We start from the raw sequence: 23,882 nt of genomic DNA on the forward strand, positions 1-23,882 counted from the left end.
CAGGCGCGTTCTACGCCATGCGCACCGAGGGCTTCCTCGACCGCGGGCACCGCTTCTTCGGCCGGCTGAGGCTGCAGGAAGTGCCCGCGGGGCAGGCCGTCGAAATCGACTCGCCCGAAGACCTGGCCGTGGTCCGGGCATTGGCCGGTCCGGACCGCGCCGCGGCGGGCGCCGCGGAGGCCGGCGCCGTCGACGTTGACGCCCTGGTCATGGACTTCGACGGCGTCCACACCGACGACCACGCCTTCGTGAACGCCGAGGGCGAAGAGTTCGTCCGCGTCAGCCGCGAAGACGGCATGGGAATCTCCCGGCTGCGCAGCACCGGAATTCCGCAACTGATTTTGTCCACCGAACGCAACAAGGTGGTCAGCGCCCGGGCCGGGAAACTCGGCATCGACGTCCTCCAGGACGTCTCGGACAAGGCCGGAGCGGTCCGCCAATGGATGGCCGTGAACCGGTTGGACCCCGACCGGGTTGCCTACGTGGGCAACGACGTCAACGACCTGCCCGCCATGGGCGTCGTTGGTTGGCCGGTGGCTGTGGGCGACGCCCGCGCCGAGGTCAAGGCCGCGGCACGGACCGTGCTGCAGCATCACGGCGGTGAGGGCGCGGTCCGCGAGATCTGCGAACTCATCCTCGCCGCCCACAGCGGTGCCGGCGGCCCCCGCCGCCTTCAACAAGCCACCACAGCAACAACCAGAGAGAGTGCACAGATGACTACCGAAGCTACCGTTTCCGTCAATGTTCCCGCCGGTTCCCCGGCGCCCGTCGTGATTGGCGACGTGCAGGTCGGTGCCGGACAGCCGGTTTACGTGATCGGCGAGATCGGCATCAACCACAACGGCGACATCGAGATCGCCAAGCAGCTGATCGACGTCGCCGCCGAGGCCGGCGCCAACGCGGTGAAGTTCCAGAAGCGCACCCCGGAGATCTCCACCCCCGCGGACATGCGGGACAAGATGCGCTCCACCCCGTGGGGCGAGATGACCTACCTGGACTACCGGTACCGGGTCGAGTTCGACATGCCGATCTACCAGAAGCTCATCTCCCACGCCGCCGACCGGGGCCTGCACTGCTTCGCCTCGCCGTGGGACGTGCCCTCGGTCGCGTTCATGGAGGAAGCCGGCGCGCTGACCCACAAGGTCGCCTCCGCCTCCGTGACCGACCTTGAACTGCTCACCGCGCTGCGCGAGACCGGCAAGCCGGTGATCCTGTCCACCGGCATGTCCACGATCGAGCAGATCGACAAGGCCGTAGAGGTTCTGGGCACGGACAAGCTGATCCTGATGCACGCCACCTCCACCTACCCGCTGCCGCCGGAAGAGGCGAACCTGCGGATGATCACCACGCTGCAGGAGCGCTACCAGGTGCCGGTGGGCTACTCCGGGCACGAACGCGGCCTGCAGATCTCGCTGGCCGCAGTGGCCCTGGGCGCGGTGACGGTGGAACGGCACATCACCCTGGACCGGACCATGTGGGGCTCGGACCAGGCCTCCTCGCTGGAGCCGAAGGGCTTCGAGGCGCTGATCCGCGACATCCGGATCCTGGAAGAAGCCATGGGCGACGGCGTCAAGCGCGTCTTCCCGGGCGAGCTGGCACCGCTGTCCCGCCTGCGCCGGGTGGACGGCTAAGCACACGCCATGAACCAGCCATTACTGAGCGTCATCATCCCGGCGAAAGACCAGGCCCCTTTCATCCGCGACGCGATGACCAGCCTGACCCGCCAGTTCGATGATCCCTCGGTCATGGAAATCATCGTCGTCGATGACGGTTCCACCGACGGGACCGGGGAGCTGGCCGCCGCCTTCACCGGCCGGCTCCCCGGCCTGCACATCCTTCGAAACGACGCCCCCACCGGCCTGGCCGCGGCCCGCAACAAGGGGCTGGACGCCGCCGCGGGACGCTACATCGCCTTCCTTGACCCGGATGACTGGTACGCGCCCCGCCACCTGTCACGCATCACGGCGGAAATCAGGGAGCTGGGGGTGGACTTCCTGCGGGTGGACCACGTGCGGCACGCCGGGGGAATCCGGACCATTCACCGGGCGCCGCAGGCCGTGCGCGGCGTCGCCCTCGATCCCCGCCAGGACATCGGACCCATGGACGCCTCATCCATGGTGGACTATCCGTTCGCGCCCTTCGGCATCTTCGACGGCGCGCTGCGGGAGGCCGGGCTGCTGCACTTTGTGGACGGCCTGCATACCGCCGAGGACCGTCCCTGGATTTGGCGCCTGCACCTGGAGGCAACCTCCTACGCGGTTTCGGACCAGTTGGGGGCCTTCTACCGCCGCGGCGTAGCGACGTCCCTGAGCCAGATCTTCGACCGCCGGCAGTTGGATTTCCTGCGCAGCTACGCCGAGGTCTTCCGGCTGGTGGCCGAGGACCGCGAGGCAGACCGCTTCCGGCCGAAGGCGATCCGGCAATTCCTGGCCATCGCCTGCCATCACCTCGAGCGGTCGGAGAAGATGACCAGGGCCGTCCGCCGCGAACTGACGTCCGGGATCCGGGCCGTTGTGGCCGCCCTCCCGGCCCCCGCCGTCGGCAGCTGTTTGGCGGGCATGGACAAGAACCGGCGCCAGAAGTTGGAATCAGCGATCGGACCACTGCAGTGAAAGAACTTTTCGTCGTCTCGACCCTCTACCAGGTCGTCTCGCTGGCGGCGGCCGTCGACGACGGGACCCTGCCGGCCACCGGTGCCGAACGCATCCTGGTGTTGACGAACAACGCCTTGATTCCGGAAATCACCGTCCCGTTCCACGAATCCCCGGGCTTCACCGAAGCCGCCCGCAGGTTCGACCGCGTGGTCGACCTCGGCGAGCTGCTCTGGCCCCGCCGGCCGGGGCAATTCAATCCCCGCGAACAAGACCTGGATCTGTGGCAAAGGCTGCTGCGCTCGGAATGGGACCTGGGCAGCGACCCGGTCCATCTCTACGTCGAGTCCATCCAGGTCAACCCCGCGATTGCCCTGGCCCGGACCTTCGCCCAGGCCGCCGTCTCGGTTCACTCGGACGGCCTGATGAGCTACGGACCCACCCGGAACCCCGTCCCGCTGGCCGTGGCCCAGCGGCTCGATTCCCTGCTGTACGTGGACCTCGTCCCCGGGCTGCGCCCGCAGTTGCTGCGCGAGCATGAACCCAAGCTGCTGCCGGTGGATCCGGCCTCCCTGCGCCGCGCGATGGAGGAGTTGGACCGGTCGGTGCCGCCCCTGGTGATTCCGGCGTCCCAGCCCGGTGCCGCCGCCGGCAGCGCGCTGCTGCTCGGCCAATACCTGTCCGAGCTCGGGATCCTGTCGGCCGAGGAAGAAGTGGCGCTGCACCGAGGGATGATCGAAAAGGCCCTGGAGCGGGGGATCCGGCACTGCATCTTCAAGCCCCATCCCAACGCCGGACCGGCATCCCTGCGCTCCGTCCAGTCGGCGGCGGTGGACCTCGGGGTACGGCTGGAGATCCTGGAGTCCCCGGTACCTGCGGAAGTGGTGATGCAGCGCCTGCAGCCCCGGCTGGTGGTCAGCTGTTTCTCCACCGCCCTCATGACCGCCAGGTACCTGTTCGGCATCGACGCGGCGGCCGTAGGAACCGAACTGCTGCTGGAGCGCCTGACCCCGTACGAAAACAGCAACCGCGTGCCGGTCACCATCATCGACGCAATCCTGGAACGGAACTTCCACGCCCCGGACCAGGAGGGGGCAGACACTCCCCCTGCCGGCCGCCTGCAGCAACTGGTCGACGCCGTCTCCTACTGCATGCAGGCCGATACGCTGGCAGCAGGCCGCCCGGGCGCGGAAACGTATCTGCAGCACATTCAGGACGGACCCCACATGCGCTACTTCAAGCGGCGACGGCTGACCAAGCTTCAACTGCCGGGCGGATTGCCGGCTGCCGTGGCCGCCCGCCCGCTGGCCAAAGTCGGGCGGCTGGGCCGGCGTGCGGTCCGCAAGCTCCGGTCCCGGGCAGCATCGTGAGGCGGGCGCCATGACGGAAACGGCGATCACCGCGGCCTTCCTTCCCCAGCTGGGACCGGCGGCGGACGGTTATCCGACCCGTCCACCCGTCGGGTCCAAGACGCAGCGCGGGCGCCGGAGCGAACTGGTGCGCCCCCGCTTTGGCCGGGCCGCCGTTTGGGCCGAGTCCCCGTTGCAGTTGCTCAGCGCCGTCGAGGCGCACGGTGCCGGCCTGCTCGGCCGGGACACGCTCATCTACCCGCGCAGCGATGCCGTCGGCATGGACAGCACCCTGCAGTCGCTGATGGAACAAGTGCCAAGCGGCGTCCGGTTCGCGCCGCCGGCGGCCACCCTCCCGGCGGTGCGCAACAAAAAGCTCGACCGCTGGGTCACCGGCGACGCCTACTCCGGCAAGGTCCAGGCGGAACTGTTGCGCGGCGTGGGCGCGGACGAACTGGTCATCGTGGACGACGGCCTGGCAACGCTGAGCCTGCTGCACATGCTCGTCAGCGTGCGGCCCGTCCCGCTGATCCGGCCGCGGGCTGTGCCGACCGCCCGCCGCAAGGCGCTGGGCCTGGCCACCTGGTGGACCCTGCGGAGGATGGCCGCCCAGGGCCGGCTGCTGGTATTCACGGCCTTGACCGTGCAGCCGGCAGTGGAGAAGAAGTTCCGGGCCCTCGGCGGGCATCTGGAACGGCACCGCTTCGAGTGGCTGGGCACCCAGCCGGTCACCGAGAACATCAGTGAGCCGACCATCGTGGTGGGCTCGGCGATGCCCGCCGACGGGCTGATCCGGGCGGAGCCCTATGTGGACTGGGTCCGGTCGCTGACCGACGATGGCCCGGTGGCGTATTTCCCGCACCGCCGCGAACGACCCGAACTCCTCGGCGCCCTGGCGGAGCATCCGCTGATCAGCGTCAAGCAACACACCATTCCGGTGGAAATGCGCCTGCGAGGCCTCCGGCCCGGGCAGGCAGTCCGCGCCCTGCCTTCCACGGTGCTGGCCTCGCTGCGCCTGATCCTGGCCCCTTCCGGCGTGCCGCTGAAGGGGCAGCCCGTACCGGACGACTGGTGGCTGCCCGGGACGACGGTAGAACTGCGCCGACACCTGAGCAGCTCCCTGCGGGACGGAGGCGAGCGATGAACCCGGAGCAGTGGAAAACCGCCGCGCCCGCGGCCGACGGGCGGCAAACGGTCCGGCCCTTCCGCCTGCTGGCAGTCGCCGACAGCGACTCCTACCTGAAGTTCGCCTGCGCCACGCTGGAGTCCGTCGGCGCCGGGTGGGAGCGCGAGGTGCTGCTGGTGCGCTCCCCCATCCTTCCGACCCTGGAACAGACCCAGGCGGCCACCGCCGGGACCTTCCTGGCCGGCAAGGCACCGCGGGTGATCCCCGCCTCCGGCCTGCGGGCCGCGCTGGCGGGCGCCGACGTCGTGCTCGCGGCAGCCACCGGGCCCATCGTGGAGGAAATCTTCACCCAGGCGTCCCGGATGCCGCGGCGGCCCGCCCTGGTATCCGCGCTGCCGGGAGTGGCCTTCCCGGCCACCCGCAAGGCGCTGAACTACCGGGCGCTCGGGGACGCGTTCATCACCCACAGCCACGCCGAGTGCCGGGCGTTCAGCGACTTGGCCGACGCCATGGGGCTGCCGCAGCGGATCCTGGTGTCGCGGCTGCCGTTCCTGGCCTCCGCCGGGCGCCCGGAGCCACAGCAGAAGCCGCTGGACTCGGTGGTGTTCGCGCCGCAGGCCAAGGTTCCGGTGGAGCGGGAGCAGCGCGTCGCGATCCTGCAGGCCCTCGCGGCGTTGGCCAGGCGCCGGCCGGAGCTGTCGGTGCGGGTGAAGCTGCGGGCCTGGGCGGGGGAGCCGCAGACGCACACGGAGCAGTACCCGTTCGACCAGTTGTGGTCTGACCTGGTGGCGGCGCGGGCGGTGGCCGGACACGAACTGCAGTTCTGCACCGGCCCCATGTCCGACCAGCTCACCCCGGGAGCGGCCATGGCGACCGTCAGCTCCACCGCGGCCCTGGAAGCGCTCGACGCCGGCCTGCCGGTGCTCATTTTGGACGACTTCGGACTCTCCGAGCAGATGTTGAACAAGGTGTTCGACGGTTCCGGGCTGGTCGGCAACCTGAAGGACCTGGTGGCCGGCAGGTTCGGGCATCCCGACCCGCGCTGGTTGCGGGACAACTACTTCCACGCCCAGCCGGTGCGGCTGGGCGAAATGCTGGCCAACTTCGCGGCACGCGCCAGGGCCGGAAAGCTGGCGACCGATCCGGATCGCCTGGCCGCGGTGCAGCGGCGCAAGCTGCGCGCCAGGCTGCGCACCGTCCTGCCCGCGCCGGCCTTGAGGCTGGTGCGGCGGCTGCGCAACGCCCGGCGGCTGCCCGCCTGAGCGATTAACCCGCGCCGCGTGCCGTCCCGGGAATGGGCGCGCCCGGCAATGTGTTGAAACACGGCGTAGACTGGATAGGCTGCCCGCCATCGGCGCGGCGGCCCTACAGAAGTGTTTCGAAGGAGAACCGTGGCAGAGAACCCCATCCGGGTAGCGATCGTCGGTGTTGGAAACTGTGCGGCCTCGCTGGTCCAGGGCGTCCACTACTATCGTGGCGCCGACCCGAGCGCAACGATCCCCGGACTGATGCACGTTAAGTTCGGCGCCTACCACGTCGACGACGTGCAGTTCGTCGCCGCGTTCGACGTTGACGGCAAGAAGGTGGGGCTGGATCTTGCCGACGCTATCGGCGCCAGCGAGAACAACACCATCAAGATCGCCGATGTTCCGGCCACCGGCGTCAAGGTCCAGCGCGGCCACACCCTGGACGGCCTGGGCAAGTACTACCGCGAGACCATCGTGGAGTCCGACTACGAGCCCGTGGACGTGGTCGCTGCCTTGCGCAAGGCCGAAGTGGACGTCATGGTCTGCTACCTGCCGGTCGGCTCGGAGAAGGCCGCCAAGTTCTACGCCCAGTGCGCCATCGACGCCGGCGTCGCCTTCGTGAACGCCCTTCCGGTCTTCATCGCCGGCACCCAGGAATGGGCCGACAAGTTCACCGCGGCCGGAGTTCCGATCGTCGGCGACGACATCAAGAGCCAGATCGGTGCCACCATCACCCACCGCGTGATGGCCAAGCTGTTCGAAGACCGCGGCGTGGTGCTGGACCGCACCTACCAGTTGAACGTCGGCGGCAACATGGACTTCAAGAACATGCTCGAGCGCGAGCGCCTGGAATCCAAAAAGATCTCCAAGACCCAGGCCGTGACCTCCAACACGTCGGCCGTGCTTGGCGACGACGACGTGCACATCGGCCCCTCGGACTACGTGTCCTGGCTCGATGACCGCAAGTGGGCGTTCGTCCGCCTGGAGGGCCGCAACTTCGGTGACGCCCCGGTCTCGCTTGAATACAAGCTCGAGGTCTGGGACTCCCCCAACTCTGCCGGCGTGATCATCGACGCCATCCGTGCCGCCAAGATTGCCCTGGACCGCGGCGTCGGCGGGCCGATCCTCTCGGCGTCCAGCTACTTCATGAAGTCCCCGCCGGAGCAGTACGACGACGACACCGCCCGCGCGAAGGTCGAAGCCTTCATCCGCGGCGACTCCGACCGCTAAGACGCACCGCAAGAACCGGGGCCGGCCCAGTGGGCCGCCCCGGTTCTTCTGTTGCCAGCCGGCGGCGGCTTCCGGGTAGATTGGCCTCATGGCCGTCCCCTCCCTGTCCCCCGCCGGGGAGCTCCGAGGACCGACCCCCCTCCCCCGCCGCAACTACGCGCTGGACATCCTGCGCATCGTCAGCATCGTCGGCGTGGTTGCCATCCACTCCTTCGGCGAGCTGGCCGGCGACGACGACCGCCGACATCAGCCGGACTGGATCTGGGCGGCGATCATCGACATAGCCTTCATCTGGGTGGTGCCGGTCTTCGTCGTCATCTCCGGCGCCCTGGTGCTGGCGCCGCGGACGCACAAGGAGGGCGCGCTGGCGTTCTACCGCAAACGCGCCCTGCGGCTGTTGCCCGCCCTCGTGGCCTGGCACCTGGCCTACATTTTCCTGGGCAGCCACCTGATGCTCGGGCGCGAACTCGAACCGGTCGCCGTGCTGGTGTCCGTCTTCGACACCCGCGTGTACCCGCACCTGTACTTCCTGTGGCTGATTCTGGGCCTGTACCTGGTGGCACCGCCGCTTGCCCGCTACCTGCAGCGGGTGACGCTACGGCGGGCCGCCGCCGCAACCGGCGGCGTGCTGGTCCTGACCCTCGCGCTGTTCAGCCTTCAGGCCGCCAGCATCCAGTACGAGTGGGGCTGGCAGTACCCCTGGAACATCCTGACCCAGTGGTTTCCCTACCTGGGGTACTTCATGGCCGGCTGGGTGCTCACCCAGGTGCGCCTCCCGCGCGGTGCCGCCGCGGCGGCGGGAGGCGCCGCCGTCGTGCTCTCGGTTTTCAACATCTGGCACTGGATCAACCAGGATTCCACGCCGCTGCTCAACGTCATCACGCCGTCCAGCTACGTGGGGCTCGGTGTCACGGCGGCTGCGCTGTGCATCTTTGCCGCCGTGTACCAACTGCTGGCCGGATGGCAGCCGCCGGGCTGGCTGGGCCGGTTGCTCGTCCAGCTGTCCAACGCCTCGTTCGGAGTGTTCCTGTGCCACTACCTGTTCCTGACGTGGCTCACGTTCCACGTCTTCCCGGACCGCGAGCCGACGCTGCCGCTCCTGTTCCTGAAGTTCTCGGTGGCCACGGCCTGCGCCTTCGTCCTGACCCTGGTTGCGTTGCGGATACCCGTGCTGCGGCGGCTGTTTTAAGCCGCAGCTAACCGCAGCGGTGCAGGGCTAGAAGAGTCCCGTGATGACGCCGTCGTCGTCCACATCCATCCGGCCGGCCGCCGGTTCCTTCGGCAGGCCCGGCATGGTCATGACGTCGCCGGTCAGCGCCACGATGAAACCCGCGCCGGTCTTCGGGATCAGGTCGCGCACGGTGATGCTGAATCCGCTCGGGGCGCCCAGGACCGCGGGGTTGTCGGTGAAGGAATACTGCGTCTTGGCCATGCACACCGGCAGTTTGCCCCACCCGTTCGCCTCGATCTCCGCCAACCGCCTGCGGGCCGGGCTGGTGAACTCCACATGGTCCGCCCCGTAGATTTGCTGGGCGATGGTCTCGATTTTCTTCTCCACGGTCAGGTCAAGGTCGTACAACGGGGAGAATGATTGCGGCTGCTGCAGGACGTCCGCCACCTTCGCCGCCAGCGCGTCTCCGCCGGGGCCGCCGCCGCCCTGGCCCCAGACATCGGCAATAGCCGCCTCGACGCCCTTCTGCCGGCACCAGTCCAGCACCCAGTCGAGTTCTTCGGGGCTGTCGGTGGTGAATTTGTTGATGCCCACCACGGGTGTGACGCCGAATTTGAGCGCGTTGTCCACGTGGCGCTCAAGGTTGGCGATGCCCGCCTGCACGGCTTCCAGATTCGGTTCCTTCAGCTGCTCCTTCGGAATGCCGCCGTGCATTTTCAGCGCCCGGATGGTGGCCAGCACCACGATGGCGGACGGGGCGAAACCGCCGGCGCGCGCCTTGATGTCCATGAACTTCTCGGCGCCGAGATCGGACCCGAACCCGGCTTCGGTGACGACGACGTCGGCGAGCCGGCGGGCGGTCTGCGTGGCCAGCAGCGAGTTGCAGCCGTGGGCGATATTGGCGAAGGGGCCGCCGTGCACAAAGGCGGGCGTGCCGGCGATGGTCTGGACCAGGTTCGGCTTGATGGCGTCTTTCAACAGCATGGCTAGCGCGCCCTGCACACCCAGGTCCGCCACGGTGACCGGCTTGCGGTCGTAGGTGTAGCCCACCGTGATGCGGGACAGCCGGGCTTTCAGGTCGGCGAGGTTGGACGAGAGGCAGAAGACCGCCATGACCTCGGAGGCGACGGTGATATCGAAGCCCGCCTCCCGCGGCACTCCCTGCGTCGGCCCGCCCAGACCGATCACCACCTGGCGAAGCGCCCGGTCGTTCATGTCCAGCACCCGCCGGAACGTCAGCCGGCGCGGGTCGATGCCCAGCGCGTTGCCCTGATAGATATGGTTGTCCACCAGTGCCATCAACGCGTTGTTCGCCGAGGTGATGGCGTGGAAGTCTCCGGTGAAATGCAGGTTGATGTCATCCATCGGGAGCACCTGCGAATAGCCGCCGCCGGTTGCCCCGCCCTTCATCCCCAGAATCGGTCCGAGGGAAGGTTCACGGATGGCCACCATGGTCTTGTGCCCTGCCCTCGACAGGGCGTCCGCCAGGCCCACCGTCAGGGTGGATTTGCCCTCACCGGCCGGGGTGGGCGACATGGCGGTCACCAGAACCACCTGGCCGCGCGGTTCCTGGTGGCCCTCCCCCAACTTGGCGGGATCAACCTTCGCCTTGTAGCTGCCGTAAAGCTCGAGAGCGTCCGCGGGGATGCCGGCGGCGTCGGCAATGGCGGTAATGGGCCGCAAAGTGGCGCGGCGGGCAATCTCCAGGTCGGTCAGCGGAGCCGGTTCAGACATCGTCGTCCTTCTTCCTCGCATAGGGCCATGGCGGCAGTACCGCCACAGCCAACGTATCAGCCAAGAAGGCCGCCGTCACCGGTCCCTTCCGGGGAGAAGAGAAGCGCAGAACGAGGCCTGGTGAGCTGGCTGGAAGCACCTATGCGAATGGCCGCCTCGAAGCGTCCGGCTCTTCGTCCGAGGAACAAAAATGGCCTGCCGCGCGATAAGCACGCGGCAGGCCATCTTCGTGTTTATTTGCAGCCGTTAGCGGCGCACCGCCCGACGACCGGACAGGCTTTCTGCCACACCGATCAGAAGTACCGCGGCAATCACGGCGACGATGAATCCGAGCACGTTCAGCTCAAAGATGTCGCCCGTGCCCAGCAGGTTTGCGATGACACCACCGATGATTGCTCCGACGATGCCAAGCAGGAGCGTGGCCACGAGCCCCAGATTCTGCTTTCCGGGCTTGATAAGGCGGGCGAGTGCTCCGATAACCAGCCCTGCAATGATGAAACCGATCATGTTGCCTCCTCAGGTTGCGATGGAACCACAATAAGCATACTTAGTGATCGGACGCAAAACGTTTCATCTGGGCGATGTCGGTTTGGCGCCACTGAGACGGCGTCGGCGCGCGGCCTCCGGAACGCCGGTTAGCAATGAAACACCACGGCACTGGAGCGTCGACTAATACTTGAAGGCGGAGGTGCTTAAAGGCCGAGGCCCGCGCCTGGAGCAACCCGGGCGCGGGCCTGAAGCTACATGGGGTCCAATGCGACTCATCGGATCCTCCTCGCGGATGTGTTTCCTACAGGACGGCGTATTTATTTGCACGTGCGGGCTGGAACTCAGCGGATGAGCTGGCGGTGCGACAGCAATTCATCGCGCACCTGTTCCAAGCGCTGTTCGTCAACACCCACGTTCTGTATTCGTTCCCACAGCGAGACGCTCTGGCGGAGCTTGCGGATCATGGCATTCACCTCCTGCCTGGCCAAGAAATTCGGCATGTCCGCTGCTGCGGAGCGTTTCCGGCTTGCCGGAGTCGGCCCGGCAAGGTCCGAACCCCCGCCCGGGGCACCGGCGTCGCCGGAACTGTCGCTGCCGGTGTCAAGGCCGCGCAGGCTTCCGGCGGTGATCACGTCGCCGTGACCGCGCCGCTCCGTTTCCCGGGCCTGCGCCGGCTCGGGCGGACGGATGGATCGTTCCGGTGCAGGCAATACGGCTGCATCGAGCGGTTTCATGAGGGGTTCCTCTCTGGGGTGGGCGGGGTTTTCTCCGGATCGGGCTGGATTTCGGGCAGGAAGCATGGCGGTATCCATGGGGGTTGCCGTTGCCGTGGCGGGGCCGGTGTCCGTGCTCGAAGCAGCAGCGGGGGTCGCCGCGACGGCAGCAGGTAACGCGGTAAGGGTGCTCATTAGCGAAGTCCTCAGGGCAGAAAGTGAGGCCTCCGCGCGGGAGAGCTAGAGAAGAGCGGTGATTGAGAGACGGCAGCGGTTCAAGAGTTGAACCGGCCCAATCAGCAGGGTTCTACTGCGCAGAAATGGCGGAGGCGGGTCGTCGGAGCGCGGCGAAGGAGTTAAACACTCCGCCCGGCGTCTTGGTAATATTCACGATTCCCACCTCCCTTTCCTGATAGCGCCAATAGATACCGTCCGGGTTGAAGCTCCTGATTGAGAAAGTTCAATCGGACTCATCCAACGTACCCGATTGCTCCTGCTTCTGCCTAGCCACGCCCGGGAACTTATTGAACTTTTTCCCGCTGCACCGGCGTGTCGCCAGCAACACGCCGGATAACGACGGCGGCGCCACCCCTTGACGAGCGTGGGCTCCCCCTTTAGGCGACCCCCTTGTTCGCGTCCCGTCCGCCGGACGCCCGGTTGACCGCCCGTTACAGTAGCCAGGCAGGGTCCCTAGACTGGACCCCGATGCCAGCACCCACCCCTGGACGGGACGACGACATGGAAGCTGGAGCTCCGCCGGGACCCGTGCCCGGACCTGCGGCCCCAAAGGCCCCGGCCCGCATCGACGAGCTTGACGCCCTGCGGGCCTTCGCGCTCTTGGGCATCCTGTGCGTGAACATCTGGTACTTCGCCGACCCGTATGCCGTCACCGGCGGATCCAGCCCGGCGTTCCAATCCAGTGCGGACACCGCGGTCCGCTTCGCGGTCAGCCTCCTGTTCGAGGCCAAGTTCTACATCCTGTTCTCGTTCCTGTTCGGCTACAGCTTCGTTCTGCAGTGGGCTTCCGCCGTGGCAGACGGCCAGCCGGTCGTCGTCAGGACCATGCGCCGGGCAGCAGGTCTCGTGGTGCTCGGGGTGCTCCACGGCCTGCTCCTCTTCCACGGGGACATCCTGCTGGCCTACGGCCTGCTGAGCCTGGTGTTGCTAGGTACCCGCTCGCTCTCCGCGTGGGCCGCTGCCGCGGCCGGAGTGGCAGTGATCGGCTGCATGGGCGTGTTCATCCTGTTGCTGGGACTCATCGCGGCGGCCGCGGGACCCTTCGACGGCAGCGCCGCCGCGGGGCCCGCGCCGGCGTTCGGGCTGGCCGGCTCTCCCGCCGACGTTCTGGCCCAGAACGCGTCGCTGTATCCGCTGACGCAGCCCAATGCCGTGCTCCTCCAGAGCCCGATTGCCCTCGGCGCGTTCTACCTCGGCCTGGCGTGTGCCAAGGGACGGCTGCTCGAGCGGGGCATCTCAGCAAGCACGCTCCGCCGCCTGGCTTTCACGGCGCTGCCGGCCGGGCTGGCCGCTTCAGCGTTGCAGGCGTGGTTACAACACGGCGTCGGCGGTCCTGCCACGACCGTAGTCGCCTTCGGCATTTCCACGTTGACCGCGCCGCTGCTGACGGCCGGTTACGCCGCTGTGCTGCTGCTGTCCTTCCGCACTCCGGCCGGCGGTGCCCTGTGCGCCGCGCTGGCGCCCGCAGGCCGCCTCGCGCTGACCAACTATCTGGGACAGTCCGTGCTGATGGTCCTGGTCTTCACCGGTTTCGGGCTGGCGTTGACCGGCCGGTTGGCCCCGCCCGCGGTGCTTGGCGTGGCGGTGCTCCTCTTTGTGGCGCAAATGCTGGCCAGCGCGTGGTGGGCGCAGAGGTTCCGGTACGGGCCGCTGGAGTGGCTGCTGCGCTGGCTCACCTACTGGCGGCGTCCGGCCATGCTCCGTTAGCCGCTAGAGGTTCCAACCCGCGATAGCGGGCGTCTTCTTGTCCCACCCCAGCCGGCAGACGGCAGCGGTGTCCAGCACGAAGTGCCGGCCCTCGATGGCTTCCAGGCCGAGCCAACGGGCCGCAAGCACCCGGAGGAAGTGCCCGTGTGCCACCAGCAAGACCTGGCGTGGCCCTGGCGGTTCGGACGAAGGGCCGTCCAGCACCTTGGCGATCACATGGTCGGCCCGGTCGGCCACCTCTTGCAGGGACTCGCCGCCGCGGACGCCGTGGGTCCAGATCAGGTAGGAGGGATCCTTGGCCCGGATGGCCGCGCTCTGGAGGCCTTCATAGTCTCCGTAGTCCCATTCATGCGCTTCGGCCACCACCTCCGCTTCGGGGTAGCCGGCCAGTTCGGCCGTCCGGCGGGCACGCGCCAAGGGGGAGGTCAAGACGGTGTGGAAACGGACTCCCGCCAGCTTCGCCGCGGCGTCGCGGGCCTGCTGGACCCCGGCGGGAGTCAGCTCAAGGTCGGCCAACCCGGTGTACCGGTGGTCGCGCGACCACTCGGTTTCGCCGTGGCGCATCAGCCACAACACCGGGAAATCATGCGGTTCGGCCGCGGCCATGGCTATGCCTGCTCCGCGTATTCCGGCTGCGTCCGCCACCAGGCCAGCAGTTTCGCTTCTGCCTCTTCCTGCGCCGCCGGACCGTTCTCCAGCCGCTCTTCCAGCAGGAACTTGTAGGCCCGGCCGACCAGCGGGCCGGGCTGGATCCCGAGCAACGCCATGATCTGGGCGCCGTCCAAATCCGGCCGGACGGCGTCCATTTGCTCCTGCTCCTTCAGCGTGGCAATCCGCTGCTCCAGGTCGTCGTAGGCGAAGGCGAGCCGCTCCGCCTTGCGCTTGTTCCGCGTGGTCACGTCGGAGCGGGTCAGCCGGTGCAGCCGCTCAAGCAGCGGTCCGGCGTCGTTGACGTAGCGGCGCACGGCCGAATCCGTCCATCCCGCCTCCCCGTAGCCGTAGAAGCGCATGTGCAGTTCCACCAGCCGGGACACCGCCTTGATGGTCTCGTTGTCGAAACGCAGTTTCTTCATCCGCTTGGCGGTGAGCTTGGAGCCCACCACGTCGTGGTGGCGGAAGCTGACCGCACCGGAGGGTTCGAACCGGCGGGTAGCCGGTTTGCCGACGTCGTGCATCAGGGCCGCGAACCGCAGGACGAAGTCCGGACCCGGCACCGCGCCGTCGTCGTCCGTCTCCAAGGCACAGGCCTGCTCCAACACGGTGAGCGAGTGCTGGTAGACGTCCTTGTGCCGGTGGTGCTCATCGATCTCCAGCCGCAGTGCCGCGACCTCGGGCAGCACGTAATCCGCCAGGCCGGTGTCCACCAGCAGGTCCACGCCGGCGCGCGGGTCCTTGCCGTTGATCAGCTTGGTCAGTTCGTCGCGGACGCGTTCGGCGGAGATGATTTCGATCCGCGCGGCCATGTCCGTCATGGCCTCCTCCACCTCGGGTGCCACGGCCACGTTGAGCTGGGAGGCGAACCGCGCGGCTCGCATCATCCGGAGGGGGTCATCGGAGAACGACGCCGACGGCGCGCCCGGGGTGCGCAGCACGCCCGCGTGGAGGTCCTTGACGCCGCCGTGCGGATCCACCAGTTCCAGCGACGGCAGCCGCAGCGCCATGGCATTCATGGTGAAGTCGCGGCGGAACAGGTCGTCCTCCAGGGACGTCCCAAAAGCCACTACCGGCTTGCGGGAATCCGGGTCGTAGGCCTCGGCCCGATAGGTGGTCACCTCAATCATGTGCTGGCCCTTGCGCAGGCCGATGGTCCCGAAATCGCGGCCAATCTCCCAGAACTTGTCCGCCCACTTCCCGACGACGGCGATGGTGGCATCCGGATCGGCGTCGGTGGTGAAATCGAGGTCCGGGGAGATCCGGCCCAGGAACAGGTCGCGCACCGGTCCGCCGACCAGCGAGAGTTCGTGGCCCGCTGCCGCAAACAGTTCTCCCAGTTCGATCACGACGTCCGGCAACGGCAGGGACGGGACGCTGGAACCGGGTGCTGATGCGAACTGCGAACCAAAAAGGTGAACCATAGTGACTTAAGCGTGCCAGATGCGGGGCGCGATGTTTAACAAAGTCCCGGCGGCTCGGCCCCGGCATCATCGGCCCCTAACAAAAATCGTTAGAGTGGACTGCATGGCACACCCGGTTCCGAGCGCCCCGAAGCGCACCCCGCTGACAGCGTCAGTGGGCAGCGCCGCGCCCGGACACCATTCCCTGCCCACCGTCGAGGAGATCTCGGCCGGCGGCGTGGTGGTCGATACGTCGACCCCAAACCTGAACGTGGCGATCATCGCCCGCTTCAACCGCGGTGGCCGGCTCGAGTGGTGCCTGCCCAAGGGCCACCCCGAGGGCCGGGAGACCAATGAAGAGGCCGCCGTCCGGGAAGTCGAAGAAGAAACAGGGATCAAGGGCCGCGTGCTGGCCACGCTGGGCAGCATCGATTACTGGTTCACCGTCAGCGGCCACCGCGTCCACAAGACCGTGCACCATTTCCTGCTTGAGGCCACCGGCGGCCTGTTGACGATCGAGAATGATCCGGACCATGAGGCAGTGGACGTGGCCTGGGTTCCGCTGGCGGAGTTGGGCCGGAAGCTGTCCTTCCCCAACGAGCGGCGGATCGTGGACCTGGCCCGGGAAGTCCTGCCCGGGCACCTTTGAGCCCCGGCCGGATCCGGCAATCCGGCCGTTTTCAGGTGAGAACATAGAGGACGATGTCCGAGACCCAGACCCCCTCCCCCAGCCCGTCCGTGCAGCAGCACAGCACAGCCAAGTCCAGTGCCATCATGGCGGCCGGGACCATGGTGTCCCGCGTTTTGGGGTTTGTCCGCACCGCCTTGCTGGCGGTCGCGATCGGCGCCAACACGACGATGGGCGACATCTTCGAGAAGGCCAACACCATCCCGAACATCATCTACCTGCTGCTGGCGGGCGGGGTGTTCAACGTGGTGCTGGTGCCGCAGATCATCAAGGCCAGCCAGAAGAGCGACGGCGGGGCGGACTTCGTCAGCCGGCTGCTGAGCCTGACGCTGCTGGTGCTGGCCGGGATCGCGCTGCTGGCGACCCTGCTGGCCGCGCCGATCATCTCCGTCCTGACCCGCGGCTGGACGCCGGTCATGCTGGAACTCGGCACCGTCTTCGCCGTGTGGTGCCTGCCGCAAATCTTTTTCTACGGGCTGTATGCCGTGGTGGGCCAGGTGCTCAACGCCCACGGCCGGTTCGGCTGGTACATGTGGGCCCCCGCCCTGAACAACGTCGTCGCCATCGGCACGCTGGCGCTGTACATCGCACTGTACGGCCGCTACCTGCCCGGCAAGGACAACCCGGAGCTCTGGACCGGCGCCCAGACGATGGTGCTGGCCGGCGGCACCACGCTGGGCATCGTGCTGCAGGCGCTGATCCTGTTGTGGCCGCTGGGACGGCTGGGGATGGGCCTCAAGCTCAAGCTCGGCTGGCGCGGCATGGGCTTCGCCGCCACCGGAAGGGTGGCAATGTGGAGCCTGGCCACCATGGTCATCGCCAACACCGCCTACCTCTTCTACGGGTCCATCGCCTCCGGCGCCACGGCCGCGCGCGCCGAGCTGGCGGGGCCCGGCGCCTCGGTCCCCGGCGAGTACGCCCTGAATACCGCCCAACTGATCGCCATGCTGCCGCATTCGGTCTTCGTCCTCTCGGTGGCCACGGTGCTGTTCAACCAGTTGTCCCGCCAGCAATCGATCGGGGCGGTGGACGACGTGCGGCACACCGTGAACTCGGGGCTGCGCACTATCGGCGTCGCCACCGTCTTCGGGGCCGCCTCCGTGGTGGTGCTGGCCGGCCCCCTGGCCCGGTTGTTTGCCGGGTCAGGCCCTACCGCGGCGGCTTCCGCGGCGTCGATGGGCCAGGTGCTGACCATCCTCGCGGCCGGCATGCCCTTCATGAGCATCTACTTCTTCCTGGGCCGGGTGTTCTATGCGGAGGAAGACGCCAAAACGCCATTGATCATGCAGGCGATCTGCTCCGGCGCGTCGGTGGTGCTGGCCGTGCTGATCGCCTGGTTGATCGATCCCACCCTGGTGGTCTACGCGCTGGCGCTGCTGTTCACGGTGTTCCACGTGGTCTCGGCGGTCCTTGCCCACCACTTTGCCCGCCGCCGGCTGGGCGACTACGGCGCGGGCCGCGTCGTGGATACCTACATCCGGCTCGGTTATGCCGGCCTGGGCTCCGGATTGGTGGGCGCAGCGGTCCTGTGGCTGTTCGGCGGTTACGCCAACGGCGGATTCGCCTGGCAGTCCATCGCTACCGCCATGGTGACCATCGCCGTCGTCGGGCTGGTCATGGCCGCGGTATACCTGCTGCTCCTGCGCGTGCTTCGGGTCGAGGAGCTGCAGGACTTCCTGCGGCCGTTACTTAATCGGTTGCCCGGACGCGCCTGACAGAAGCGGGTATCGGGTCCGGCAGCGGATAGCATGGAAACCAAATTATCCAGTCACGGGCACCCGCCCAGGACATTTCGCCGGGAGGAACTAGTGCCGCAGCCAGTTGATGTGGGCATGCTGCTTGGTGGCCGTTACAAGGTCACTGCCCAAGTGCTTGCGTCCGCCGAAAACGATCTGGTCCTGGACGGCATTGACCAGGTGCTCAATCGGCCGGTCAGCATCCTGGTGGCAGCGCCGGAGAATGCCAGCCAGGTCGCCATGAGCGCCCGCGAGATCGCCACCGGCGAACGGGCGGGCAACGTCCAGGTGCTGGACCTCGGCAATGCCGACGGGTTCACCTACCTGGTGACCAACGGGGCCCAGGCGGCCGACCTGCTGGACCTGGTCATTCAGCAGGACGGGCCGTATGTAGAGCCCTTCTTCACCGACACACTCGGTTCGGAAATCTTCGGCCAGGCCCGTTCCACGGAGCCGGAGCCGTATGAGGACGAATACGAGTACGAGGACTACGACGAAGAGCCTCGGCAGAGCCTGCGCGAGAGGCTGAACAAGCTCGACCTGCCCAAATTGGGCCGGAACGGCACTGACGGGACGTCCAAGCCCCGGTTCGGCGCCCGTCCTGGAACCCCGGCCTCCGGCGCCGGGCCCGCTGCGGGAGCTGCGGCCGCCGCAGCATCTGCCGGGGCGCACGTGCCGCCGCCGCCCTCCGCTCCCCCGGCTCCGCGGGCCGCGAGCCCCGCCACGGCGCCGGTGTCGCAGGCTCCGGCGGCCGGCCGGCCGGCTGCGGCTCCGGCTCCGGCAGACAAGCCCAAAGTCAGCTTGTGGCCCGGGGACGATGACACGACCGGTGTGCGGTCGGCCGGCATGTTCCCGTCCGCCGCACGCAGCAGCAGCGAACCCGCGGTCGATGACTACGAGTACGACGAATACGACGACGAGGAACGCAACAGCCCGAGGTCTTCCAGGTTGCTGGTGGGCGGGCTGCTCGCCGTCTTGCTGGTGATCGCGATCGTGGTGGCGGTGAGCCAGCTGAATCTGTTCCGCGGCGGCCCCGTCGCCGGCGGCTCACAGGGCGGAAACGAAACCGCGGCCGCGTCCGGCCCCGCAGAGACCGGTGCGGCAGAAGAAACGTCGGCTCCGGCCGATGAAGTCGTCGTGCCGGTCATCGCCGGTCTCACCCGTCAGGTTCCGGACTTGCCGGAACTCGACGTGGAGAACGACGGCAAACTGCCCGAAGCCATCGACGGCAACCCCGCCACTTACTGGGCAAGTTACCAGTACGCGTCGGACCAGTTCGGCGGCTACGCCGGAAACATGGCGCTGGTTGTCGAGCTGGAAGAGTCCTCAAGCATCAGCTCGGTAGTGTTGACCCAACTGAGCGGCACCGGAGGGAACTTCTCCGTGCTCCTGAACGATGAACCGACGCTGGACGGCGCCGACCAGGTCGCGCAGGGAAGCTTCACGGCACAGAAGACCACTATTCCGGTGCCTGAACAGGACGGCGCGGCGCCCAAAGCGCAGTACGTCCTGATCAACTTCACGCAGTTGCCGAGGCTGTCCAACCCCATGGGCGGCATGCCCTTCGGCATCCGCATGGCCGAGATCGAAGTCTCCTAGCCCGTTCAGGAGCGGCTGCTCAATAACCTCCCCGGAATAAGCCGGGGGCACCGGCCGTTGAGACAAGTGCCGGGCTAACCGCTCCTTTGGGGTGGCCGGCCCTTAGGGTTACATCAACATCAGAGGAAGAGGTTCGCAGGCAGTGAGCACAGATACCACACCGTCCGTCCGCGACGTCATCATCGTTGGGTCCGGTCCGGCCGGCTACACGGCAGCTGTTTACACCGCGCGTGCCAATCTCAAGCCACTGCTCATCGCCAGCTCCGTAGAGGCAGGCGGCGAGCTGATGAACACCACCGACGTGGAAAACTACCCCGGGTTCCCTGACGGCATCCTGGGTCCCGAGCTGATGGAGAACTTCCAGAAGCAGGCCGAGCGCTTCGGCACCGAGATCCTGTTTGAAGACGTCACGAGCCTTGAACTGGAAGGTCCGGTCAAGAAGGTCACCATCGGCTCCGGCGAAACCTTCCTGGCCCGGTCCGTGATTATCTCCACCGGTTCCGCTTACCGGGAACTGGGGCTGCCCGACGAAAAGCGCCTGGCCGGCCACGGCGTCAGCTGGTGCGCAACCTGTGACGGTTTCTTCTTCAAGGGCCAGAACATCGCCGTCATCGGCGGCGGCGACTCCGCGATGGAAGAGGCCCTCTTCCTGACCAAGTTCGCGGAGTCTGTCACGGTGGTCCACCGGCGGGACACCCTGCGTGCCTCGAAGATCATGCAGGACCGTGCCCTGGCCCACGAGAAGATCAAGTTCGTGTGGAACTCGGAAGTCGTCGGGCTTGAAGGCGACACCAAGGTCAGCGCGCTGAAGCTCAAGAACACGGTCGACGGTTCCGAGTCGGTGCTGCCGGTAACCGGCGTGTTTGTCGCCATCGGCAACGATCCCCGGGTCTCCCTGGTCAAGGACCAGCTGGAACTGACGCCCGAGGGCACGATCGCCGTCGAGGGCCGGTCGTCCCGCACCTCCCTGCCGGGCGTCTTCGCTGCCGGCGACGTTATTGACCCCACCTACCGCCAGGCCATCACCGCCTCGGGCAGCGGCTGTGCGGCTGCCATCGATGTGGAACACTATCTCGCTGAGCGCGCAGACACCTTGGCCGACGTCGCCGAACCCGCAACAGTCTGAACCGGTTGTAAAAGGAGAAAAGCATGAGCAACGCAAAAGATGTCACGGACGCTACTTTCGACGCGGATGTCCTGCAGTCCGCCAAGCCCGTGATCGTCGATTTCTGGGCGGAGTGGTGCGGTCCCTGCCGCATGCTGTCGCCGATTCTCGATGACATCGCTGCTGAGCATTCCGACAAGGTAGAGGTCGTCAAGCTCAACGTGGACGACAACCCGGCCACCGCAGCCCAGTACGGTATCACCTCCATCCCAGCCGTCTATGTCTTCAAGGACGGCGCGGTGGCCGCGACATCCATCGGCGCCAAGCCGAAGCAGGTCATTGAGCAGGAATTCGCAGAATTCCTTAACTAGCCAGATGGAAAACGACGCTGCAGACCAGAGCCTGCGCCGTTCAGACGATAGTCGACGCGTAGTAGCCCTTCGTGAAGGGCTACTACGCGCTGGCATTTCCATGGCCTATTTAGCGCCGGATCAAGTAAACAACCCCACCGTCTTTGACGACCATGTAGATGCGGCCGTACGCACCTTCCAGCAGGCCCGGGGGCTGATGGTTGACGGCGTGGTCGGTCAGGAGACCGAACGAGCCCTGGCGGAGGCACAGTTCAAGCTCGGGGACCGTCCGCTGATATTCACGCTGGACGCGTCGCCTCTTCGTGGCGACGACGTCACCGAGCTCCAGCGCCAATTGTCGTTCCTCGGCTTCTACTACGGTCACATCGATGGCGAGTATGGGGAGCGGACCTACCACGCGGTCCGCGAGCTGCAGCTGAATCTGGGGCTCGAACCTTCCGGCGTCGCGGATCAACAGTTGACTGCCTCGATGGAGCGCATTAATAGGACGATCAGTCCGAGCCAGGCGTTCTCGCTCCGGGATTACGAACGGCTCAACCAAGCCTCTGCGGCACTGCGCGGCCGGACTATCACCCTCGCTCCCGGCGCCGGCGCAGCGCACTGGGCAGACAGCCCCGACGTTGCCTCCGGCAGTCGTCTGACCGAGAAACTCGTCGCCGGCGACGTCGCCAGCCGCGTAAAGAAGATCCTGACCGAGCTCGGTGCCAGCGTGGAAATCGTTGCCAAGCCAACCGACGGCGGTGGTTTAGACCGGACTTTGCTTATCAAAAGGTCTTCTCCGAGCTTGAGCATTGCCCTCCACTGTGACTGGTTGCCGCAAGAGGCAGCCAACGGCGTCAGCGCCTTTTTTTGGGGCCGTCCTGAATCAGGTGAAGTGCGTTCTCCCATTGGGCACCGCGCCGGCGAACTTATCCTGAAGGAGATCGTGGCCCGCACAGGGTCTACCAACCTGGGTATCCACGGTCGCAGCTGGGATATCCTGCGCCTGCCCAGCACCCCCTCGGTGCAGCTGGATCTCGGTTATTTGAGCAGCCCGTTCGACTCCCGCCGGCTCGCTGATCCTATTTACCGGCAGGTCTTGGCCGATTCTATTGTCATCGCCATCCAGCGGCTTTATCTGCTGGAAGAGGACGACGAGCCGACAGGCACCTTGGCTCTCGACGACGTTCTCCGCTTCAATCCGGGTACCTGACTCCCGCGCGGCTCAGTCTCTTGTTTCACGTGGAACAGCGGCGGCAGGTTTTCCTTGTCGGCCGTTTCACGTGAAACGAAACGTACCGCTAACCGTTTCCTCGTCCCGGCTCCCCGCTGCACCCGGGGTATGACCCAGAGGCCATTGCCTCCCACGGACCGGGAAGTACGACAACGTGGGTACTTCCACAGCTACTGGATATCCGTCTGGCACTATCGTTCTTGTTGCACTCAAAAGTGGGAGTCGCTGTCGTCCTTGCTCCTCCGTAGGTGCCTGGCTGCGAATACGCGGGTATTGGAAGCCTGTGACCGGAGTTCGCCTCTCCCCCGCTATCGGCCTGTCGACTGTGAGAACCGGTTGCCGTTTCCCCCCAGGTCCGGACTGTCCTCCTCGGATCCCGCCTATCCTTCATCAGACGAAGCATCTAGAAACGGCTGCACCGGGCGGACCCGGATTGTGCATCGTTCCACGTGAAACTTACAGCAAGGGCCATTTCTGTGTCCAAAGCGGTCAGCGACGTCCCTGTCATCGCACGCGGCTCCCCGTCGTGCCTCGGCGAAAGCTGGGATCGCGACTGCACGCCTTTCCAAGGCTGGGGCTTTTAAGTGCTTCGACATGCGACAAGGATCGGCGTCCGAGGCCTCTCCAGTGCCTCCTCACATCTTCCTGCTCTCGCATGGAGGGCGAGAACGCTCGACCTCGCCCGTGGTGAAAGGACGCGAGCAAGCATTATCGTCCGAATTAGCGCGATAACGGCCCTGCATGTGAGGCAGCGTCGAGGCCATACGGTTCCACTGGGAGGATCCCGGGGCTAGCCCCTTCGTGCCGCCACCCCGGGATCAGGCCCCATCACTCAAGGAAGACAAGCTGGAGTGCGATCGCTTCATCCACTGCGTGCGGTGGGCACGCTCAATCTCCTGCCCGTCCAACTATGCAGCACATCCACGCGACCGTAATTCCGTCGCTGAGACGACCGGCGGCCACGCCCTAGCGCTCGGGACAATCGAGCCCTTCGCCAGGTTCGAGTACGCTGACCGTCTTTTGGCGAGCGTTCTTGGGTTTCATGCGGCAAACCGCCAGCCGTCGGGCCTGGATCATTGATGCTTAGGACCTCCCACTTGGCCGAACCCAGCGTGGTTCGTTCCACGTGAAACATATGGGGTCGCTTTGCGGGCCAAACGATGCTGCGCACTAGGATCGATTGTCTGCTGGCCACTCCGACGAGCGCTATTGCGCCGGCCGACGCCCCGCGCACGCCTCGAAATTTGGGATAGGGAAGCAACAGAAAGGGTCAGCTCTCCCGACTCTTTCGGAAAGAGCAGTGGGAGAGCCATGTCTACCCCTTCCATCTGGTTGTCCGCAGCTACGGTCACGGACTAGAGCCGATACCATCCAGAATTCCTTCCCGCTCAACGGCTGCCTGGCAAGGCAAGATGCTGCTAGCCTGGCGGCTACTGTCGCCGTGCACCTGAAATGCAGTGCTCGTGAGGGGCTTCTGGTCAAGAGTTGCTCCAGAGAGCAAGTGGCGACCACCGACGCCTCG

At 66.6% G+C, this 23,882-nt stretch carries 20 protein-coding genes and 1 pseudogene; 16 read left to right on the forward strand and 5 right to left on the reverse strand.

The window, feature by feature from the left end:
* Positions 1 to 296: 296 nt before the first annotated feature.
* The 8 genes and pseudogenes from AC5RW2_RS35300 to AC5RW2_RS35335 all read left to right on the forward strand — a co-directional run.
* A pseudogene (locus tag AC5RW2_RS35300) lies at positions 297 to 551 on the forward strand (HAD hydrolase family protein); the annotation flags it as partial.
* 162 nt (positions 552 to 713) lie between these two features.
* Positions 714 to 1,631: an N-acetylneuraminate synthase family protein gene (locus AC5RW2_RS35305; RefSeq protein ID WP_494075076.1), complete on the forward strand. Its 918-nt coding sequence runs from the start codon at positions 714 to 716 to the stop codon at positions 1,629 to 1,631.
* Between the two features lie 9 nt (positions 1,632 to 1,640).
* Positions 1,641 to 2,612 (forward strand): glycosyltransferase family 2 protein, encoded by a 972-nt coding sequence (locus AC5RW2_RS35310; RefSeq protein ID WP_494075063.1) that lies wholly within the window; start codon positions 1,641 to 1,643, stop codon positions 2,610 to 2,612.
* The gene (locus AC5RW2_RS35315) at positions 2,609 to 3,961 is read left to right on the forward strand and encodes a polysialyltransferase family glycosyltransferase (RefSeq protein WP_494075064.1); all 1,353 of its coding nucleotides are present in this window, start codon (positions 2,609 to 2,611) and stop codon (positions 3,959 to 3,961) included. Before AC5RW2_RS35310 ends, AC5RW2_RS35315 begins: the two co-directional genes overlap by 4 nt.
* Positions 3,962 to 3,971: 10 nt before the next feature.
* Positions 3,972 to 5,084: a hypothetical protein gene (locus AC5RW2_RS35320; RefSeq protein ID WP_494075065.1), complete on the forward strand. Its 1,113-nt coding sequence runs from the start codon at positions 3,972 to 3,974 to the stop codon at positions 5,082 to 5,084.
* Positions 5,081 to 6,328, forward strand: a complete 1,248-nt coding sequence (locus tag AC5RW2_RS35325; protein WP_494075066.1) for a DUF6716 putative glycosyltransferase — start codon at positions 5,081 to 5,083, stop codon at positions 6,326 to 6,328. The genes AC5RW2_RS35320 and AC5RW2_RS35325 overlap by 4 nt, the downstream gene beginning before the upstream one ends.
* Positions 6,329 to 6,457: 129 nt before the next feature.
* Positions 6,458 to 7,543, forward strand: a complete 1,086-nt coding sequence (locus tag AC5RW2_RS35330; protein ID WP_494001183.1) for an inositol-3-phosphate synthase — start codon at positions 6,458 to 6,460, stop codon at positions 7,541 to 7,543.
* Positions 7,544 to 7,631: 88 nt separating this feature from the next.
* On the forward strand, positions 7,632 to 8,732 hold the full coding sequence (locus tag AC5RW2_RS35335) for an acyltransferase (RefSeq protein WP_494075067.1): 1,101 nt from the start codon (positions 7,632 to 7,634) through the stop codon (positions 8,730 to 8,732).
* A gap of 27 nt (positions 8,733 to 8,759) precedes the next feature.
* On the opposite strand, the gene AC5RW2_RS35340 is transcribed toward AC5RW2_RS35335, so the two are convergent.
* The 3 genes from AC5RW2_RS35340 to AC5RW2_RS35350 all read right to left on the reverse strand — a co-directional run bounded on the left by AC5RW2_RS35340 (position 8,760) and on the right by AC5RW2_RS35350 (position 11,671).
* Complete coding sequence (locus AC5RW2_RS35340) at positions 8,760 to 10,448, reverse strand: formate--tetrahydrofolate ligase (RefSeq protein WP_494075068.1); 1,689 nt, start codon at positions 10,446 to 10,448, stop codon at positions 8,760 to 8,762.
* A 246-nt stretch (positions 10,449 to 10,694) separates the two neighbouring features.
* Positions 10,695 to 10,955, reverse strand: coding sequence for a GlsB/YeaQ/YmgE family stress response membrane protein (locus tag AC5RW2_RS35345; RefSeq protein ID WP_493978224.1), 261 nt, complete (start codon positions 10,953 to 10,955; stop codon positions 10,695 to 10,697).
* A 323-nt stretch (positions 10,956 to 11,278) separates the two neighbouring features.
* Positions 11,279 to 11,671 (reverse strand): hypothetical protein, encoded by a 393-nt coding sequence (locus AC5RW2_RS35350; RefSeq protein ID WP_494013452.1) that lies wholly within the window; start codon positions 11,669 to 11,671, stop codon positions 11,279 to 11,281.
* A 64-nt stretch (positions 11,672 to 11,735) separates the two neighbouring features.
* On the opposite strand from AC5RW2_RS35350, the gene AC5RW2_RS35355 reads away from it, so the two are divergent.
* Together AC5RW2_RS35355 and AC5RW2_RS35360 are read left to right on the forward strand one after the other, a co-directional pair.
* The gene (locus AC5RW2_RS35355) at positions 11,736 to 11,894 is read left to right on the forward strand and encodes a hypothetical protein (protein ID WP_494075069.1); all 159 of its coding nucleotides are present in this window, start codon (positions 11,736 to 11,738) and stop codon (positions 11,892 to 11,894) included.
* 461 nt (positions 11,895 to 12,355) lie between these two features.
* Entirely contained in the window at positions 12,356 to 13,594 is a 1,239-nt protein-coding gene (locus AC5RW2_RS35360; protein ID WP_494075070.1) for a DUF418 domain-containing protein, read from the forward strand.
* Positions 13,595 to 13,597: 3 nt separating this feature from the next.
* On the opposite strand, the gene AC5RW2_RS35365 is transcribed toward AC5RW2_RS35360, so the two are convergent.
* A complete protein-coding gene (locus AC5RW2_RS35365) occupies positions 13,598 to 14,200 on the reverse strand; it encodes a histidine phosphatase family protein (protein WP_494001188.1) in 603 nt (200 codons plus the stop codon).
* A gap of 2 nt (positions 14,201 to 14,202) precedes the next feature.
* Positions 14,203 to 15,669, reverse strand: coding sequence for a CCA tRNA nucleotidyltransferase (locus AC5RW2_RS35370; protein ID WP_494023980.1), 1,467 nt, complete (start codon positions 15,667 to 15,669; stop codon positions 14,203 to 14,205).
* Positions 15,670 to 15,772: 103 nt separating this feature from the next.
* On the opposite strand from AC5RW2_RS35370, the gene AC5RW2_RS35375 reads away from it, so the two are divergent.
* From AC5RW2_RS35375 to AC5RW2_RS35400, 6 genes are all read left to right on the forward strand, one after another.
* Positions 15,773 to 16,297 (forward strand): NUDIX hydrolase, encoded by a 525-nt coding sequence (locus tag AC5RW2_RS35375; protein ID WP_494075071.1) that lies wholly within the window; start codon positions 15,773 to 15,775, stop codon positions 16,295 to 16,297.
* Positions 16,298 to 16,350: 53 nt separating this feature from the next.
* On the forward strand, positions 16,351 to 18,051 hold the full coding sequence (murJ, locus tag AC5RW2_RS35380) for a murein biosynthesis integral membrane protein MurJ (protein WP_494023979.1): 1,701 nt from the start codon (positions 16,351 to 16,353) through the stop codon (positions 18,049 to 18,051).
* Positions 18,052 to 18,144: 93 nt separating this feature from the next.
* Positions 18,145 to 19,671 (forward strand): ABC transporter substrate-binding protein, encoded by a 1,527-nt coding sequence (locus tag AC5RW2_RS35385; RefSeq protein ID WP_494075072.1) that lies wholly within the window; start codon positions 18,145 to 18,147, stop codon positions 19,669 to 19,671.
* 142 nt (positions 19,672 to 19,813) lie between these two features.
* Positions 19,814 to 20,797, forward strand: coding sequence for a thioredoxin-disulfide reductase (gene trxB / locus AC5RW2_RS35390; protein WP_494001192.1), 984 nt, complete (start codon positions 19,814 to 19,816; stop codon positions 20,795 to 20,797).
* A gap of 23 nt (positions 20,798 to 20,820) precedes the next feature.
* Positions 20,821 to 21,147 (forward strand): thioredoxin, encoded by a 327-nt coding sequence (trxA, locus tag AC5RW2_RS35395; protein ID WP_493978232.1) that lies wholly within the window; start codon positions 20,821 to 20,823, stop codon positions 21,145 to 21,147.
* A gap of 4 nt (positions 21,148 to 21,151) precedes the next feature.
* Entirely contained in the window at positions 21,152 to 22,339 is a 1,188-nt protein-coding gene (locus AC5RW2_RS35400; RefSeq protein ID WP_494075073.1) for an N-acetylmuramoyl-L-alanine amidase, read from the forward strand.
* Positions 22,340 to 23,882: the final 1,543 nt, after the last annotated feature.

The sequence above is a fragment of the Arthrobacter sp. B0316-1-20 genome (genome assembly GCF_059091865.1).

Coding starts and splice junctions, on each gene's coding strand:
- AC5RW2_RS35325 (WP_494075066.1), top strand. CDS start 5,081: ATGAACCCGGAGCAGTGGAAAACCGCCGCGCCCGCGGCCGACGGGCGG.
- AC5RW2_RS35305 (WP_494075076.1), top strand. CDS start 714: ATGACTACCGAAGCTACCGTTTCCGTCAATGTTCCCGCCGGTTCCCCG.
- AC5RW2_RS35370 (WP_494023980.1), bottom strand. CDS start 15,669: ATGGTTCACCTTTTTGGTTCGCAGTTCGCATCAGCACCCGGTTCCAGC.
- AC5RW2_RS35340 (WP_494075068.1), bottom strand. CDS start 10,448: ATGTCTGAACCGGCTCCGCTGACCGACCTGGAGATTGCCCGCCGCGCC.
- AC5RW2_RS35335 (WP_494075067.1), top strand. CDS start 7,632: ATGGCCGTCCCCTCCCTGTCCCCCGCCGGGGAGCTCCGAGGACCGACC.
- AC5RW2_RS35355 (WP_494075069.1), top strand. CDS start 11,736: ATGGCGGTATCCATGGGGGTTGCCGTTGCCGTGGCGGGGCCGGTGTCC.
- AC5RW2_RS35360 (WP_494075070.1), top strand. CDS start 12,356: ATGCCAGCACCCACCCCTGGACGGGACGACGACATGGAAGCTGGAGCT.
- AC5RW2_RS35320 (WP_494075065.1), top strand. CDS start 3,972: ATGACGGAAACGGCGATCACCGCGGCCTTCCTTCCCCAGCTGGGACCG.
- AC5RW2_RS35310 (WP_494075063.1), top strand. CDS start 1,641: ATGAACCAGCCATTACTGAGCGTCATCATCCCGGCGAAAGACCAGGCC.
- AC5RW2_RS35345 (WP_493978224.1), bottom strand. CDS start 10,955: ATGATCGGTTTCATCATTGCAGGGCTGGTTATCGGAGCACTCGCCCGC.
- AC5RW2_RS35350 (WP_494013452.1), bottom strand. CDS start 11,671: ATGAAACCGCTCGATGCAGCCGTATTGCCTGCACCGGAACGATCCATC.
- trxA (WP_493978232.1), top strand. CDS start 20,821: ATGAGCAACGCAAAAGATGTCACGGACGCTACTTTCGACGCGGATGTC.
- AC5RW2_RS35365 (WP_494001188.1), bottom strand. CDS start 14,200: ATGGCCGCGGCCGAACCGCATGATTTCCCGGTGTTGTGGCTGATGCGC.
- murJ (WP_494023979.1), top strand. CDS start 16,351: ATGTCCGAGACCCAGACCCCCTCCCCCAGCCCGTCCGTGCAGCAGCAC.
- AC5RW2_RS35400 (WP_494075073.1), top strand. CDS start 21,152: ATGGAAAACGACGCTGCAGACCAGAGCCTGCGCCGTTCAGACGATAGT.
- AC5RW2_RS35375 (WP_494075071.1), top strand. CDS start 15,773: ATGGCACACCCGGTTCCGAGCGCCCCGAAGCGCACCCCGCTGACAGCG.